Below are 13606 nucleotides of genomic sequence, written 5' to 3'. Positions count from 1 at the left end.
AGCGGCCACCGCCACATCGGGTCTCGACCGTGCTCAGCTGTCGAGAGCCGAGAACGACTGCCACTCCTCCCAGGAGTAGATCCAGTCGTAGTAGAGACCGTCCCTCTCCTGCAGTTCCTGCGTACTGCCCGTGATCTCCACGGGGTCACCCGGCAGCGCGCTGTCGAAGTACGCCTTGGCGTCGGTCGCCGAGAGGTTGATGCAGCCGTGGGAGACGTTGGCGTTCCCCTGGTCCTTGACCGACCACGGCGCCGAGTGCGTGAACTCACCGTTGTTGGAGAGCCGCACCGCCCAGTCGACCTCGAAGTCCTCGTAGCCGTAGCCCGGGTTGTTCATGAAGTACTTGTCGTGCTTGCTCATCACGACGTGCACACCGCTGCGCGTGACGAGGTTGGGATCGGACTCGCGCCCGTAGCTGGCCGGGTAGTCGGCCACCTTCTCACCATCGCGGTAGATCTCGAAGCGGTGGGTCTGCGTGTTGCCCTTCGCGATCTGGGCACGGCCGATGGAGAAGTCCAGCGAGAGGTCGTTGGCGCCGTAGACGCCGTCGCCGAAGTTCACCCCGTAGAGGTCGGCGCGCACCTTCACCTCTGTGTTCGGCTGCCAGTACTCCTTCGGGCGCCAGTGGACCGCGTTGTCGGACAGCCACGCCCACGAGCCCTCGTTCTCCGGCGAGGTCTCGACGTGCAGCGCCTTCTCGACCGCGGCCTTGTCCTTCACAGGCGCGTCGAACTCCAGGCGGATCGGCATGGCGATGCCGTAGGTCCTGCCGTCGCCGATGAGGGACGACACGCCGTTGGTGGCCGACGGGCTCACCGTGGTGAACGAACCCTTGATCGGCACGGCCTTGCCGTCCGCGCCCTTGGCGCTGCCCGACCACGTGTACTTCTTGCCGTAGCCGAGTGGCTCGGCCACCGACCAGCTGGTCTTGTCCTCCGAGAGCTCCCCCTCGACTTCCTCGCCCTCGGGGTTGGTGAGAGCGACCTCGGTGATGGTGCCGTTCTGCACGGTCACCGACACCGGGTCGCGCGGGGCGACGTCGTCGCTTCCGGCACCCGGTTCGAGGGAGACCGACGCCGACGAGTCCGTCGACGTGCCGTCACCGTTCGGCGCGCCCTGAGCCGTGCTGCTGCCGCCCCCGGAACCGGTGCATGCCGCCAGTCCCAGGATCGCGACGAGCGCGAAGGCCAAGAGCGTGAGTGGTCTTCTTCTGGATGCCGGCATCGAGTCCGTCAATGTGGTCCCCTTCTCCCCGCGTACCTGGCTGACGTCGTGGAATGACTGTTCGTTGCCCCTCAGGGCGAGTGATCACTCTCACACCTTCGTGTCGATTCACCCCTATAGATGACGTCTGCGGCTTCTCTCCGTGTTCCCGCTTCGGGGGGATGAGAGCGAGTTGTGATCGAGCGTGGCGGGAGCGAGATGTGACCGAGTGTGTGGTCGCGGACGGCGGTGTTCGCGCAACATCCCCGCCCATGATCCGCCCGGTTGGGCCAACCAAGCCATAAAGGGGTTCGCAAACCCGGAAATGCCGGTAGGCTCTTCGGTGGCCGTCGTTTTGCGTGTTCGTGGCTTCACACTCGCGGAACTTCTGACGCGAGCCGTTAGCCGAACACGCTCACGCGCTCGTCTCGTTGGAACCGCCCGGGACGGCCAGGACGTCGCTTCGGCGGCGACCATGCGGAACAGCAACGAGGAGTACAGCGGTGGCGCAAGGCACTGTGAAGTGGTTCAACGCCGAGAAGGGTTTCGGCTTCATCGCCCAGGACGGCGGTGAGGGCGATGTGTTCGTTCACTACTCGGAGATCGAAGGACGCGGCTTCCGCACGCTGGAGGAGAACCAGCGTGTGGAGTTCGAGGTCGGCCAGGGCCAGAAGGGCCCCCAGGCTCAGAGGGTGCGGGCCCTCTGAGGACCTGAGTCGCCCCCACTGACGACGAACGAGCCCCTGCCGTATCGGCGGGGGCTCGTTTTCGTGTCGGGGTTCGAGCGTCGCGGTCAGCCGTGGTGGCCGCGCACCGGTTCGCTGGGCCACTGGTGCTGGTCGAGGAACAACTCCTCGGTCGCGGGCTCCGCGAACCCCGTGGGTTCTGCGGGCTCGCCTGCGGGGAACTCCTGCGCGGCCGGTTGCGGGGCGGGGGGCTGTTGCCGCGTCCGGGGAGCGCTCTGGGAGCCCGCCTCGCTCGCGAGGCGTTCCAGTACCCATTCCTGGGCCAGGGCCTGGGGGGAGGTGCCGAGCTGCGAGGCGAGCTCCTTGAGCTGCTGGCCCGCGGCGAGGCTGAACCTCAGTTGGTAGACCTGCGCTTCCCCGAACCGCCGCCCGGAGCCGGTGCTCTCGAGATCGCTCTCGGGAGCCAACGCCGCGAGGTAGCTGGACAGCTCGGGATCGTCGGCGGCCGGCTCGTCAGCCGCAGGCTTCGGCCTGTCGGTGCGGCGCGCTGGGGTCGCGGCCCGGTTCGAGCTTCGGCTGCGTCCGAATGAGGGAAGAGGCACGCCCACACGATAACGGTTGTGTCTCGGCGATCGGTAATCTGTGGTCTTGCGCACATCCTGCGGCGGTCACCGGGGGTGGAGGAAACCGGGGCCGGACATGGAGAGGCCCCCGCGCCAGGGGGAGGAACGCGGGGGCCGGAGGGGATCTCCACAGGCGCTGACCGGGGGTGTGTCAGCACGTCGATTGTTACACGAGCTCCAGCACGATCGCGAGTGTTGGAACGAAAAAAGCTTGCGGAGCCGTTACCCGGTAGTGGGGTTCTGTTCATGACCCACGCGATCGAGGTTGTCCTTGTCGCCACTCTCCGTGTTCATTAGTTCACTCTCCGGGGGGCTGCGGGCGTTTCCTCGTGGTCGTTAGCCTCGCGGCCTGACGTCGAGCCCCTGGAGGAGCCATGAACGGGTCGGTCGAGGTGCGGCAGTTCCTCCTTCGGTACGAGGGAGAGGGACACGGCGGCGGGTACGGCGGAGTACCCGCGCAGCGGGCGGCCCAGGAGAGCCCGCGAATTTCGGATGACCAGGTCCGCAGAGCTCGTATCGCCGTCGCACACGGCGCCACCGGAGCGGAGGACTGCGCGCGGCTGCTGGAGATGTTGGGGCTCGCCCCGGACGACAGTGGGCGCAGCCCGGTGCAGCACTGAGCTGGGAGGTCGAGGTGCCCCGGGCGGTCGCGTTGCGGGTGCCCAGGTGCACACCCCCTGGTCGGGCACCTGGGCAGTCCTCGGTCAAGGTACTGGCGACGCCGGACGCGGTGCAATCATTTCCGGTCCATGCCACAGCGAAGACGCGGAACGTCCTCGCGGCTCGGGTTCGGCCAGGAAGGTTTGCGTAACGATGTTGTGGTTGGGGAGATCGGCCGGGGTGGCGGTGCGAGGTGTCGAAGCCCGCTGCCGCGGCAGGCTCGGTGCGAGGGTCGATGGTCGCCTCGTTTATGCAGGTCAGAGGTGTGATGGCGACTTAAGTGACCCCCCTTTGAAAGGGGTGGATCCCGTACCGTAAACTAGTCATCGCTCCCAGGGGGACCTGAGAGCACGGTCGATCGGTTCGCCGAACCGACTGGGCTCCCATCGTCTAGCGGCCTAGGACTCCGCCCTTTCAAGGCGGCAACGCGGGTTCGAATCCCGTTGGGAGTACGAACAACTCAATAGCAAGGCCCTGTGGCGCAGTTGGTTAGCGCGTCGCCCTGTCACGGCGAAGGTCGCGGGTTCGAGTCCCGTCAGGGTCGCCACGGCGTTCCGGTGTTGCACCGGCGTTTTGGCCAGGTAGCTCAGTTGGTACGAGCGTCCGCCTGAAAAGCGGAAGGTCGCCGGTTCGACCCCGGCCCTGGCCACGCTCCTGAGCTGCAGAAACGGCCCACCTCGATTCAGAGGTGGGCCGTTTTGCTTTGTCTAGGTGCTCAGTTGGGGTCTCAGTCGTTCAGTCGTCGTAGTGCGGTTCGGGCTGTGCGGCACCCGTCCGTGGCGGGAAGCGTGGCCGGCCGACCGGAACCGGTGGGTTCTCCGGCACCCGGCCCGGACCTTCGCTGTCGAGCTCGGCCGGAGCCGCCGAGTCGTCCGAGGGGATACGGGCCGGGGCCGAAAGTCGGTCACACCAGTGGGAGGGGCTTCGGTGTACCCGGTGTCACGCGGGTTTGTCCGGTAGCAGCACCAGGCTGATGATGTGGCGGGTGCGGCCGTCGCCAGGGCTGGTATGGGCGCGGCGCTCGACGGCGGCCTCGATCTCCTCGACGAGTTCGGTGAACTCCTCGTCGGTGATCCAGACCGCGCCCTGTCGGTAGAGCAGGTTCTCGCGGGCGGGTTCGGTGTCGTCACGGGAGAGGTAGCGGTCGAAGTCGGCCAGCAGGGCCCCGCCGAAGACGGTGAACGCCCGCCGGTGGTCGTCCTTGGTCATGGTGTTGCGGGCGTCGTCGTCGACGAGGGCCTTGTCCTGGCGGACCCGGTAGCTGCGTTCGACAGTGCCGCGCACGGGTCTTTCCTGTACCACCTCCAGGATCTCCGCTTCGGTGAGCGCCGCGACGTGCCGGTACATCGTCGCCGCGGAGACATCGGGCAGCCGGTCGCGGAGCTGGGCGGTGGTCAGCTCACCGGAGCCCAGCAGGGTCTGCAGGATGCGCAGACGGACGGGGTGGAGAAGAAGATCTGCGGTTGCCATGACTCCATGATCTCATATCTGATAATGTTCTCAATGTTGAGAACATAGTGAGATGGAGCGAAGCGTTGCCCGACCTCGACATGACGGTCCTCGCGGACGACGGGACTCCCCTGGCCGGCACGCTGACGCTGCCCGCCGGACGTGGCCCGCACCCCGCTGTCCTGCTGTTGCACGGTTCAGGTCCGCTGGACCGTGACGGCAACACGCCGAGACTCCCGACGAACCTCGGTCCGTCACTGGCCTCGGCACTCGCGGCCGAGGGGATCGGCACCCTGCGCTACGACCGGCGCGGGGTCGGCGCCACTCCTGGCGACTGGCAGGCCACGGGCTTCACCGGCAACTGCCAGGACGCCGCGGCCGCGGTGCGGGCTCTGGCCGCGCATCCCGCCGTCCGCGCCGATGCCGTCGGAGCCGTCGGACACAGCGAAGGCGCCCTGCACGCCATGTCCCTCGCCGCCCACCAGGAGGTGCGGGCCGTGGTGCTGCTGGCCGGCTACGCCCGCCTGGGTGAGGAAGCCCTGCGCTGGCAGGCCCGCTCGATCGTCCGGAGCCTGCCAGCACCCGTGCGTCTGCTGCGGCGCCCGCTCGCGGCCGTGGGCAACCGCGTCATCGACCGCGTCAAGAAGACCGACACGGACGTGACGCGCATCGCGGGGTTTCCGGTCAACGCCCGGTGGCTGCGCGAAATGCTCGTCCACGACACCCGCGACGACCTCGCCTCCGCGAAGGCCCGCGTCCTGGCCGTCACCGGCGACAAGGACATCCAGGTCGACCCCGCCGACCTGGCCGAGATCGCCCGGCTGGTGCCGGGCGGAGCCGAGACCCACCGCGTCCCCGGCCTCACGCACGTCCTGCGCCACGACCCCGCGCACCACACCCTGCGCTCCTACCGCCGCCTGCTGCGCGAGCCGGTCGACTCCGGCCTGCTCACCCTCGTCGGCACCTGGCTGGCCCGCGAACTGCACGCCGTCACCGGCGACTGATTCCCGCTACGAACCCCTGGCACCCCAACACAAGGAGTATTCGGCATGTCCTCGACACCTTCGACCGGCAGGTACCGCAGCGACCTCGTCCTGTTCACGGCGATCGCCTTCGGCGTCAGCTGGGCGTCCTGGGGTGCGGCGATCGGGATGGGCGGCCCGGCGATGAACCCGCCCACCGTACTGCCCTACCTGTTCGGCGCCTTCGGTCCCCTGGTCGCGGCACTGGTGATCCGAATCCGTCGAGGGCGGCGCGGTGAGCCAGCCCCGGAGCGCGCGATCCGGTTCCGGAGCAGGACCCTGCTCTGGGCGCCGGTGCTGCTCGTGCTGGCCTCGGCGACCGTGCTGGCGGGCGCGTTCCTGGGGCACGCGGCGGGCGGCCCCGCGCCGAGCCTCGACTACGCGCTGAACGTGCTGAACAGCCAGGGCCCCGCGATGTTCCTCGCCATGATGGTGATCTCCGGCCCGCTGTCCGAGGAGCCGGGCTGGCGCGGCACCGCCTACCCGAGGATGCGCGCGTCGACGGGCCGCTTCCAGGTCGGCCTGGTGCTGGGCGTCAGCTGGGCCGTGTGGCACCTGCCGCTGTTCTTCATCACCGGGACCGTCCAGAACCAGCTCGGTCTCACGACCCCGAGCGGTGTGCTCTTCGCGGCCAGCTCCGTCCCGATGGCCATGCTGTGCTGCTGCGCCTACGAGCGCGCCGGCGTCGTCGCCTCGATCGCGGTGCACTTCGCGGTCAACTCGACGATGGTCCTGCTGGGCGTCCAGGCCCCCGTCACCCAGGCCATGATCATCGGTATCCAGGCGATCGCCGTCGCGGTCCTGCTGGCCACTTCGAACCGCTCGGCGGCCCCGCGACTCCAGGCTGACGCCAGCGGTGCGCAGAAGACCGCCGAGTACGTCTGACCGCGGGGGCCTTCCGGCTCACTGCCTCACGAACCGCACGGTGAGAGTGAAGTCGAGGTAACGGTCGAGCATCCCCCGCGTCGCCGTGACGCCGAAGTCGGTGCGGTCGACACGCGCCGTCGCGCGGGCGGTGAAGGAGTGCTCGTCCACGGACGACTCCGTGACGTGCAGAACGACCGGGCTTGCGACCCCACAGACGGTGAGCGTGCCCGTGAGGGTTTCTCCGTCCCACTGCTTCGAGCTGAAGGTGATCGTGGGGTACCGGGCGGTGTTCAGATACATCGCCGAGCGGACGACCTTGTCGCGCAGCGGTGTGGGGGTGCGGAAACTCGCCGCGTCGATCTCCACCTCCACGCCGGACTCCGTGATCGGTTCGGCGACGTTCGCAGTGCCCCCCGAGATGGCGAACGTTCCCGGCACCGAGAGCAGCCCGAACAGGTGTCTCGTGGTGAATGCGACCGTGGAGTTCGCGATGTCGATCTCGTAGTGCCCCGGTCGGGGAGTTGCCACGCTGCTGCTGTCCGCCTGACCCGATGCCATGGTCCAATCCAACCGTAGCCGTGTTGCGTTTCGCCCTTCGGGTCCGGCCGCGCTCAGGAGCCACACGAACGGGCCCACCTCGGTCCGTGTGGCTGGATCGGCTCCTCCGCCGATGGTGGGTCGCCCGCCCAGGGATCGTGTCCGCAGGCTGTGCACGCGTGTCCGCAGGTTGGGTACGGGTCTTTGCAGCCGGTGTTCGCGTGTTCGCGCCGTAGGCTGCGGACACGCGTGCGGGAAGTGCGGACACGGTGTTTCGTCAGCGGGTCGTGGACTCCCTGGTCACCAGTTCCGGTTTGAACATCACCTGCTGGTGGGCGTGCGTGTCCGGGTGGTCGCACTCCTCGACGAGGAGCTGCGCCGCCGCGCGACCGATCTGCTGTGTCGGTTGCCTGACGGAGGTCAGCGGCACGGTGGCGTCGGCGGCGAACTCGATGTCGTCGTAGCCCACGATGGCGAGGTCGTCCGGCACCTTGCGGCCCGAGCTCAGCGCGGCGCGCAGCACCCCGAGCGCCATGAGGTCGTTGGCGCAGAACACGGCGGTGGTGTCGTCGTCGCCGCTCGCCAGCCGCGCTTTCGCCGCGGCGTAGCCCGTCCTCGCGTTGAGCGCCTTCTCCTCGACCACGTCCACGGCCTGGTCCGGGTCCAGTCCCGCCTCCTGCACCGCCTGCCGCAGTCCCGCGAGCCGGTCGGCGCACTGCCGCAGCGACAAGGGGCCGGAGTAGTAGGTGATGCGTTCGTGCCCGAGCGAGGTCAGGTGTGCTCCCGCGAAGGCACCGCCCGCCACGTCGTCCACCGCCACCGAACAGCAGTTGACCCTCGGGTCGTGGCGGTCGACGAGAACGGTCGGGGTGCCGCGGCGACGCAGCGCGTCGAGCCGCTTGGAACTGACCTCCACCGGGGTGATGAGCACACCCCGGACCCGCTGCTCCTCCAGTACCTGCAGGTAGCGGTTCTCCCTGGCAGCCTGCTCGTCCGAATTGCACAGTACGACGGCGTAGCCGAGCTCGTCGGCCACCTCCTCGACACCGCGTGCGACGTACTGGAAGAACGGGTTCGTCATGTCGAGCACGATCAGCCCGATCGACTGGCTCGTGCCCGCCCGTAGTTGGGCGGCCGAGGAGTTACGGACGAAGCCCAGCTCGGAGATGGCGGCCTGGACCGCCGCGCGCGTGGTGTCCGAGACCCGCTCGGGGTGGTTGAGCACATTGGAGACGGTGCCCACGGAAACACCCGCGCGCTCGGCGACGTCCTTGATGCTCGGCGACATGCCCCTCCTCGACCCCGAAGCATTGAAGCACTGAAGCGCTGAAACGTGTCAACCACGTCATCACGCTGAGAAACCGTCGTTACGAGCAAGTTAGCACAGGATCTTGACGTCTTGGGCCGCACTACCTTAGCTTTGGCGCACCTCGTGAATGAAACGTTTCACGATCACTCCAACGAAGGAGGCATGGTGGGAGCACCGGAACACTCCGCCGCACCACCGTTGCTGGAGCTGGTCGACGTCACCAAGTCGTTCCAGGCCGTCCGGGCGCTCCGCGGTGTTTCCCTCGCGTTGAGGGCCGGAGAGGTGCACGCGCTGGCCGGTGAGAACGGTGCCGGGAAGTCGACCGTCGTCCGGATCATCGGCGGCGAGCACCAGCCGGACACCGGCGAGGTACTCATGGACGGCCGTCCGGTGAGCTTCGGCGCACCACGCGAAGCCCAGCAACGTGGCGTCGCCGTCATCCACCAGGAACCGATCCAGTTCCCCGATCTGTCCGTCGCGGAGAACGTCTTCATGGGGCGGCAGCCGCTGCGCCCCGGACGCCGTATCGACAGGCGCACGATGCACCGCAGGGCCACCGAGGTGTTCGAGCGTCTGGGGGTGCCGATCGATCCCGCGCGGCAGACCAGGGGTCTGTCCATCGCCGACCAGCAGATCATCGAGATCGCCAAGGCGCTGGTGTCGGACGCGCGGATCATCGTGATGGACGAGCCCACCGCCGCGCTGTCGGCGGTCGAGGCGGAACGGCTCTTCCGCGTGGCCCGCGGTCTGGCCGAGGACGGAGCGGCCCTGCTGTTCATCTCCCACCGGCTCGACGAGATGTACGCGCTGTGCGACCGCGTCACGGTGCTCCGCGACGGCACGTTCGTGGCGACGTCGGCCATGCACGAGGTAGACCGGGACACGCTGGTGCGCAACATGGTCGGCCGTTCGGTCGAGCAGTTGTTCCCGAAGCGGGACACCACGGCCGGGGACGAGGTGCTGTCGGTACGGAACCTGACGCGCGAGGGCGTGTTCGCCGACATCTCCTTCTCCGTGCGTGAGGGCGAGATCGTGGGTCTGGCCGGTCTCGTCGGGTCCGGACGGTCCGAAGTGGCCCGCGCGGTGTTCGGCGTGGACGACTACGACTCGGGTTCCGTCTCGCTGAAGGGCAAGGCGCTGCCGAAGGGCGATCCGCGTAAGGCCATCGACGCGGGACTCGCCCTCGTTCCCGAGGACCGCAGGGAACAGGGATTGGTGCTGGAACTTCCCATCGAGCGCAACGCCGCACTCGCCCGGCTGCGTCAGGTTTCGCCGGGTGGGCTCACGAGGGCGGCGAAGGAACGAGAACTCGCGCGCAGCTGGGGCGAGAAGCTGTCGCTGAAGTACGGGCGCCTTTCCGACCCGGCGGGCACGCTGTCGGGTGGTAACCAGCAGAAGGTCGTGCTCGGCAAGTGGTTGGCGACCGAGCCGTCCGTGCTCATCGTCGACGAGCCGACGCGCGGTATCGACATCGGCGCGAAGGTCGAGGTGCACGCACTGCTGTCCGACCTGGCGGCGAAGGGGATGGCCGTGCTGCTGATCTCCTCGGAGCTGCCCGAGGTGCTCGGCATGGCCGATCGCGTGCTCGTCATGCACGAAGGACGAATCACCGCCGAACTGCCCGGCGACGAAGCGACAGAGGAGTCCGTCATGTACGCGGCTACCGGGAACGGGACGGCGACATGAGCCGCATCCGCGAAGTGCTGTCCGGGCGAGAGCTGAGCATCATCGGCGCCTTCGTCGCCGTGGTGGCGGTGACGACGGTGGTCAGCCCGTCGTTCCTCAGCGCCCAGGGCGTGCACGACCTCTTCCTCAACGCCTCGATCATCGGGTTGCTCGCCATCGGGCAGACCCTGCTTGTGATCACCCGCAACATCGACCTCTCCGTGGGCTCGGTGATGGGGTTGACGGCCTACCTGTCCGGGCAGCTGTTCCTGGCCGACCAGGAGACGCCGACGCTGCTCGTCGTGCTGGCGGGGATGGCGCTCGGCGCGGTGTGCGGTGCGATCAACGGTGCGCTCGTGGCACAGTGGCGAAGGTGCCCGCTCTCGTGGTCACGCTGGGAACGCTGTACGTGTTCCGCGGTCTCGACCACGGTTGGGCCAGCGCCACCGGGGTGTTGCAGATCAACGCCGACCAGATGTCGCCCGACTTCCTGGCCTTCGGCAGCGGTTCGGTGCTCGGCATCCCCAACCTCACGTTGATCATGCTCGTCGTGCTGGCCGTCGCGGGGTACGCGTTGCACAACTGGCGGTCGGGCCGCGAGTTGTACGCCATCGGGTCGAACCCGGACGCCGCTCGGCTGGCCGGTATCCCGGCGGGCAAGCGGGTGTTCTCGGCGTTCGTGATCTCGGGTGCGCTCGTGGGGCTGGCCGGAGTGCTGCACGCGTCGTACTTCGGAACGATCAACGCCTCCGTCGGTACGGGCGAGGAACTCAGTGTCGTGGCCGCCGTCGTGGTCGGTGGGGTCGCGATCTTCGGTGGCAGCGGCACGGTGCTCGGTGCGGTGCTGGGCGCGCTGCTGCTCACCACCATCACCTCCGCGCTTCCGATCCTCGGGGTTCCCGCCTTCTGGCAGCGCGCCGTCGACGGCGCGGCACTGCTGCTGGCGATCTCGTTGGACCGGGCCGTGATGGTCCGGCTGTCGGAACGACTGCGCAGGGAAAGGAGTGAGCGGCGTGCGTGAGAAGGTGCTGCGCTGGGAATCGATCCTGGCCCTGCTGTGCGTGGTGGTGTTCGTGTGGGGCTCGGTGAGCACACCGGGCTTCGCCGAGGCCGGAAACATCAGCTTCCTGCTGCTCGACTACACCGAGGTGGCGCTGCTGGCGCTGGCGCTGTTGCCGATCATCCTGACGGGACAGATCGACCTTTCGGTGGCCTCGATCCTCGGTTTCTGCTCCGCGCTCACCGGCGTGTTGTGGAACTCGGGTCTGCCGTTCGAGACGATCGTGCCGATCGTGTTGTTCGCCGGGGCCGTGCTGGGTTCGGTGAACGCCACTCTGATCGTGAGGTTCGGTCTTCCCGCGCTCGCGGTCACCATCGGCACGCTGGGCCTGTACCGGGGGCTGGCATACGTGGTGCTGGGCGACGGCGCCGTCACGGGATTCCCCGACAACTACCGGCCGCTGGCGACCGACTCGATCGCGGAGTTCCTGCCGTACGCCACGATCTTGGCGCTGGTGGTGGGCGTGCTAGTGGCCGTGCTGGTGCACCACACTCCGATCGGGCGCTCGCTGTACGCCATCGGGCTCGGTGAGCAGACCGCCGTGTTCTCCGGGATCAGGGCCGACCGCATCAAGTTCGCGCTCTACATCACCTCCGGTGTGCTGTGTGCCGTGGCGTCGCTGATCTACACGCTTCGCTACAACAGCGCTCGCGCCGACAACGCCCTCGGCATGGAGTTGACGGCCGTCGCCGCGGTGCTGCTGGGCGGGGTGTCGATCTTCGGTGGCCGGGGCACCGTGGCGGGCGTGGCGGGAGCCCTGCTGTTGATGGCGGGCCTGCGCAACGTGCTGATTCTCAACGACGTGACCAACGAGATCCAGAACGTGGTCAGCGGCCTGCTGCTGATCGTCTCGGTGCTGGTCCCGGTGGTCACCAACTCGATCCGTAACCGCAGGTCGAGGGTCTCGCGAAACGCCGAGCCCGCGCCGCCCGACCGGACGGCGGAGCCTGCGGCCGACCAAGCCGACGCGCCAGCGCGCTCGTAGTGACGACAGAGGAGGACCAACGATGATCCACTCGCGATGGAGGAGAAGCCGGACGGCGCTCGCCGTGACCGCCGCAGGCCTGGCGGCGGCGTTGATCGCGGGCTGCGGCGGGACGACGAAGGGTTCGGACGCCGCCTCGGGCGGTGGCTCCGAGGAGGGCCCGCAGGCGACCGCGAACCCGGACGCTCCCATCAAGGAGGGCCTGAAGATCACCTTCCTGCCGAAGGAGATCGACAACCCGTACGAGAACATCGTCGACGAGGGCGGCATCGAGGCCGTCACCGAACTCGGTGGTGAGGGCAAGGAGGTCGGCCCGTCCGACGCGTCCGCGTCGTCGCAGGTCTCCTACATCAACACGCTGATCCAGCAGCGGCAGGACGCGATCGTGATCGCGGCCAACGACCCCAACGCGGTCGCCCCGGCCCTGAAGGACGCGATGTCGAAGGGCATCGCCGTGGTGACCTACGACTCCGACGCCGCCACCGACGCCCGCCAGGTGTTCGTCAACCAGGCCGACTCGGAGTCGATCGGCCGGAAGCAGATCCAGATGGTCGCCGAGCAGATCGACCACAAGGGCAAGATCGCCATCCTCTCGGCGACGCCCAACGCGACGAACCAGAACACCTGGATCGAGTACATGAAGGACGAGCTGTCGAAGCCGGAGTACTCCGACATCGAGCTCGTCACGGTCGCCTACGGTGACGACGACGACCAGAAGTCCTTCCAGGAGACGCAGGCGTTGTTGCAGGCCAACCCGGACCTGAAGGCCATCGTGTCGCCCACGACGGTCGGCCTCGCCGCCGCCGCGCGTTACATCTCGTCGTCGCCGTACAAGGGCGAGGTGGTGCTGACCGGGCTCGGTACGCCGAACCAGATGCGGCAGTACGTCAAGGACGGCACGGTCACCGAGTTCGCGCTGTGGGACCCGAAGCAGCTCGGCTACCTCGCGGGCTACGCGGCCGCCGCGCTGGCGTCGGGCCAGATCACCGGAGCCGAGGGCGAGACGTTGAAGGCCGGTGAGCTGGGCGAACGCACCATCGGCAAGGACGGCGAGATCATCCTCGGCCCGCCGACGGTGTTCAACGCCGACAACATCGACGACTACGACTTCTGACGCGACCGGCGGGGCCGCGGGCGGGCTCTCCGCTCGCGGCCCCCTCGAAAGGACTCTTGCGATGGCAGACGGCGAACCGAGGCGGATCTGCTTCCTGCTGCGGGTCAAGCCGGACCGGATGGAGGAGTACCGCCGCAGGCACGCGGAGGTGTGGCCCGAGATGCAACAGGCTCTCCGCGACACCGGCTGGCGCAACTACTCGCTGTTCCTCGCGCCCGACGGCCAGCTCGTGGGCTACTTCGAGACCGACGACTTCGACGCGGCGGTCGAGGGCATGGCCGCCACCGACGTCAACGCCCGCTGGCAGGCGGAGATGGCGCCGTTCTTCGAGAACCTCGACGGCAGGCCCGACGAGGGCATCGTGCCGTTGACCGAAGTCTTCCACCTCGCCTGACGAGGCGATCGAGCAAGGAGGCACAACCTCAT

The 13606-nt window shown here is 68.2% G+C and carries 15 protein-coding genes, 3 tRNA genes and 1 pseudogene; 13 read left to right on the top strand and 6 right to left on the bottom strand.

The window, feature by feature from the left end; translation table 11 throughout:
* Positions 1 to 33 precede the first annotated feature (33 nt).
* Positions 34 to 1224, bottom strand: a complete 1191-nt coding sequence (locus tag SACCYDRAFT_RS23825) for a L,D-transpeptidase (RefSeq protein ID WP_005460133.1) — start codon at positions 1222 to 1224, stop codon at positions 34 to 36.
* Between the two features lie 482 nt (positions 1225 to 1706).
* Here SACCYDRAFT_RS23825 and SACCYDRAFT_RS23820 point away from each other — a divergent pair, with 482 nt between their 5' ends.
* The gene (locus SACCYDRAFT_RS23820; protein WP_005441988.1) at positions 1707 to 1910 is read left to right on the top strand and encodes a cold-shock protein; all 204 of its coding nucleotides are present in this window, start codon (positions 1707 to 1709) and stop codon (positions 1908 to 1910) included.
* Between the two features lie 86 nt (positions 1911 to 1996).
* Here the strand turns inward: SACCYDRAFT_RS23820 and SACCYDRAFT_RS23815 are convergent, their stop codons facing one another.
* The gene (locus SACCYDRAFT_RS23815) at positions 1997 to 2497 is read right to left on the bottom strand and encodes a hypothetical protein (RefSeq protein WP_005460129.1); all 501 of its coding nucleotides are present in this window, start codon (positions 2495 to 2497) and stop codon (positions 1997 to 1999) included.
* Between the two features lie 389 nt (positions 2498 to 2886).
* Here SACCYDRAFT_RS23815 and SACCYDRAFT_RS23810 point away from each other — a divergent pair, with 389 nt between their 5' ends.
* From SACCYDRAFT_RS23810 to SACCYDRAFT_RS23795, 4 genes are all read left to right on the top strand, one after another.
* Positions 2887 to 3132, top strand: coding sequence for a hypothetical protein (locus tag SACCYDRAFT_RS23810; protein ID WP_005460127.1), 246 nt, complete (start codon positions 2887 to 2889; stop codon positions 3130 to 3132).
* Between the two features lie 419 nt (positions 3133 to 3551).
* Positions 3552 to 3624: transfer RNA gene (locus SACCYDRAFT_RS23805), tRNA-Glu, on the top strand.
* A gap of 18 nt (positions 3625 to 3642) precedes the next feature.
* Positions 3643 to 3719, top strand: a tRNA-Asp gene (locus SACCYDRAFT_RS23800).
* Between the two features lie 28 nt (positions 3720 to 3747).
* A tRNA-Phe gene (locus tag SACCYDRAFT_RS23795) sits at positions 3748 to 3821 on the top strand.
* A gap of 290 nt (positions 3822 to 4111) precedes the next feature.
* Here SACCYDRAFT_RS23795 and SACCYDRAFT_RS23790 read toward each other — a convergent pair.
* Positions 4112 to 4642: a helix-turn-helix domain-containing protein gene (locus SACCYDRAFT_RS23790; RefSeq protein ID WP_005460126.1), complete on the bottom strand. Its 531-nt coding sequence runs from the start codon at positions 4640 to 4642 to the stop codon at positions 4112 to 4114.
* Between the two features lie 65 nt (positions 4643 to 4707).
* Between SACCYDRAFT_RS23790 and SACCYDRAFT_RS23785 the strand changes: the two genes are divergently transcribed.
* Together SACCYDRAFT_RS23785 and SACCYDRAFT_RS23780 are read left to right on the top strand one after the other, a co-directional pair.
* Positions 4708 to 5625: an alpha/beta hydrolase family protein gene (locus SACCYDRAFT_RS23785; RefSeq protein WP_043537514.1), complete on the top strand. Its 918-nt coding sequence runs from the start codon at positions 4708 to 4710 to the stop codon at positions 5623 to 5625.
* 45 nt (positions 5626 to 5670) lie between these two features.
* Positions 5671 to 6528, top strand: coding sequence for a CPBP family intramembrane glutamic endopeptidase (locus SACCYDRAFT_RS23780; protein ID WP_005460124.1), 858 nt, complete (start codon positions 5671 to 5673; stop codon positions 6526 to 6528).
* Positions 6529 to 6546: 18 nt separating this feature from the next.
* On the opposite strand, the gene SACCYDRAFT_RS23775 is transcribed toward SACCYDRAFT_RS23780, so the two are convergent.
* Together SACCYDRAFT_RS23775 and SACCYDRAFT_RS23770 are read right to left on the bottom strand one after the other, a co-directional pair.
* Complete coding sequence (locus SACCYDRAFT_RS23775; protein WP_005460123.1) at positions 6547 to 7068, bottom strand: YceI family protein; 522 nt, start codon at positions 7066 to 7068, stop codon at positions 6547 to 6549.
* Positions 7069 to 7324: 256 nt separating this feature from the next.
* On the bottom strand, positions 7325 to 8335 hold the full coding sequence (locus tag SACCYDRAFT_RS23770) for a LacI family DNA-binding transcriptional regulator (RefSeq protein WP_005460122.1): 1011 nt from the start codon (positions 8333 to 8335) through the stop codon (positions 7325 to 7327).
* A 183-nt stretch (positions 8336 to 8518) separates the two neighbouring features.
* Here SACCYDRAFT_RS23770 and SACCYDRAFT_RS23765 point away from each other — a divergent pair, with 183 nt between their 5' ends.
* Complete coding sequence (locus SACCYDRAFT_RS23765; protein ID WP_043536870.1) at positions 8519 to 10042, top strand: sugar ABC transporter ATP-binding protein; 1524 nt, start codon at positions 8519 to 8521, stop codon at positions 10040 to 10042.
* Here the strand turns inward: SACCYDRAFT_RS23765 and SACCYDRAFT_RS27085 are convergent.
* Positions 10017 to 10232: a hypothetical protein gene (locus SACCYDRAFT_RS27085; RefSeq protein WP_232283887.1), complete on the bottom strand. Its 216-nt coding sequence runs from the start codon at positions 10230 to 10232 to the stop codon at positions 10017 to 10019. The genes SACCYDRAFT_RS23765 and SACCYDRAFT_RS27085 overlap by 26 nt on opposite strands.
* On the opposite strand from SACCYDRAFT_RS27085, the pseudogene SACCYDRAFT_RS27215 reads away from it, so the two are divergent.
* The 5 genes and pseudogenes from SACCYDRAFT_RS27215 to SACCYDRAFT_RS23745 form a co-directional block, all read left to right on the top strand.
* Positions 10153 to 10335 (top strand): annotated as a pseudogene (locus SACCYDRAFT_RS27215) (ABC transporter permease subunit); the annotation flags it as partial. The gene SACCYDRAFT_RS27085 and the pseudogene SACCYDRAFT_RS27215 sit on opposite strands and share 80 nt — an antisense overlap.
* Before the next feature lie 59 nt (positions 10336 to 10394).
* Complete coding sequence (locus SACCYDRAFT_RS23760; RefSeq protein ID WP_269744635.1) at positions 10395 to 11042, top strand: ABC transporter permease; 648 nt, start codon at positions 10395 to 10397, stop codon at positions 11040 to 11042.
* Positions 11035 to 12066, top strand: a complete 1032-nt coding sequence (locus SACCYDRAFT_RS23755; protein ID WP_005460119.1) for an ABC transporter permease — start codon at positions 11035 to 11037, stop codon at positions 12064 to 12066. The genes SACCYDRAFT_RS23760 and SACCYDRAFT_RS23755 overlap by 8 nt, the downstream gene beginning before the upstream one ends.
* 22 nt (positions 12067 to 12088) lie before the next feature.
* Positions 12089 to 13180 carry a rhamnose ABC transporter substrate-binding protein gene (gene rhaS / locus SACCYDRAFT_RS23750; protein WP_005460118.1) on the top strand — a complete coding sequence of 364 codons (1092 nt, stop codon included), beginning with the start codon at positions 12089 to 12091 and terminating at the stop codon, positions 13178 to 13180.
* Positions 13181 to 13241: 61 nt separating this feature from the next.
* Complete coding sequence (locus SACCYDRAFT_RS23745; RefSeq protein ID WP_005460116.1) at positions 13242 to 13574, top strand: L-rhamnose mutarotase; 333 nt, start codon at positions 13242 to 13244, stop codon at positions 13572 to 13574.
* Positions 13575 to 13606: the final 32 nt, after the last annotated feature.

It is taken from the genome of Saccharomonospora cyanea NA-134 (genome assembly GCF_000244975.1).
Classification (GTDB): domain Bacteria; phylum Actinomycetota; class Actinomycetes; order Mycobacteriales; family Pseudonocardiaceae; genus Saccharomonospora; species Saccharomonospora cyanea.
The sequence above is the reverse complement of the archived record's forward strand: the minus strand, read 5'-3'. Positions and strand labels throughout refer to the sequence as shown.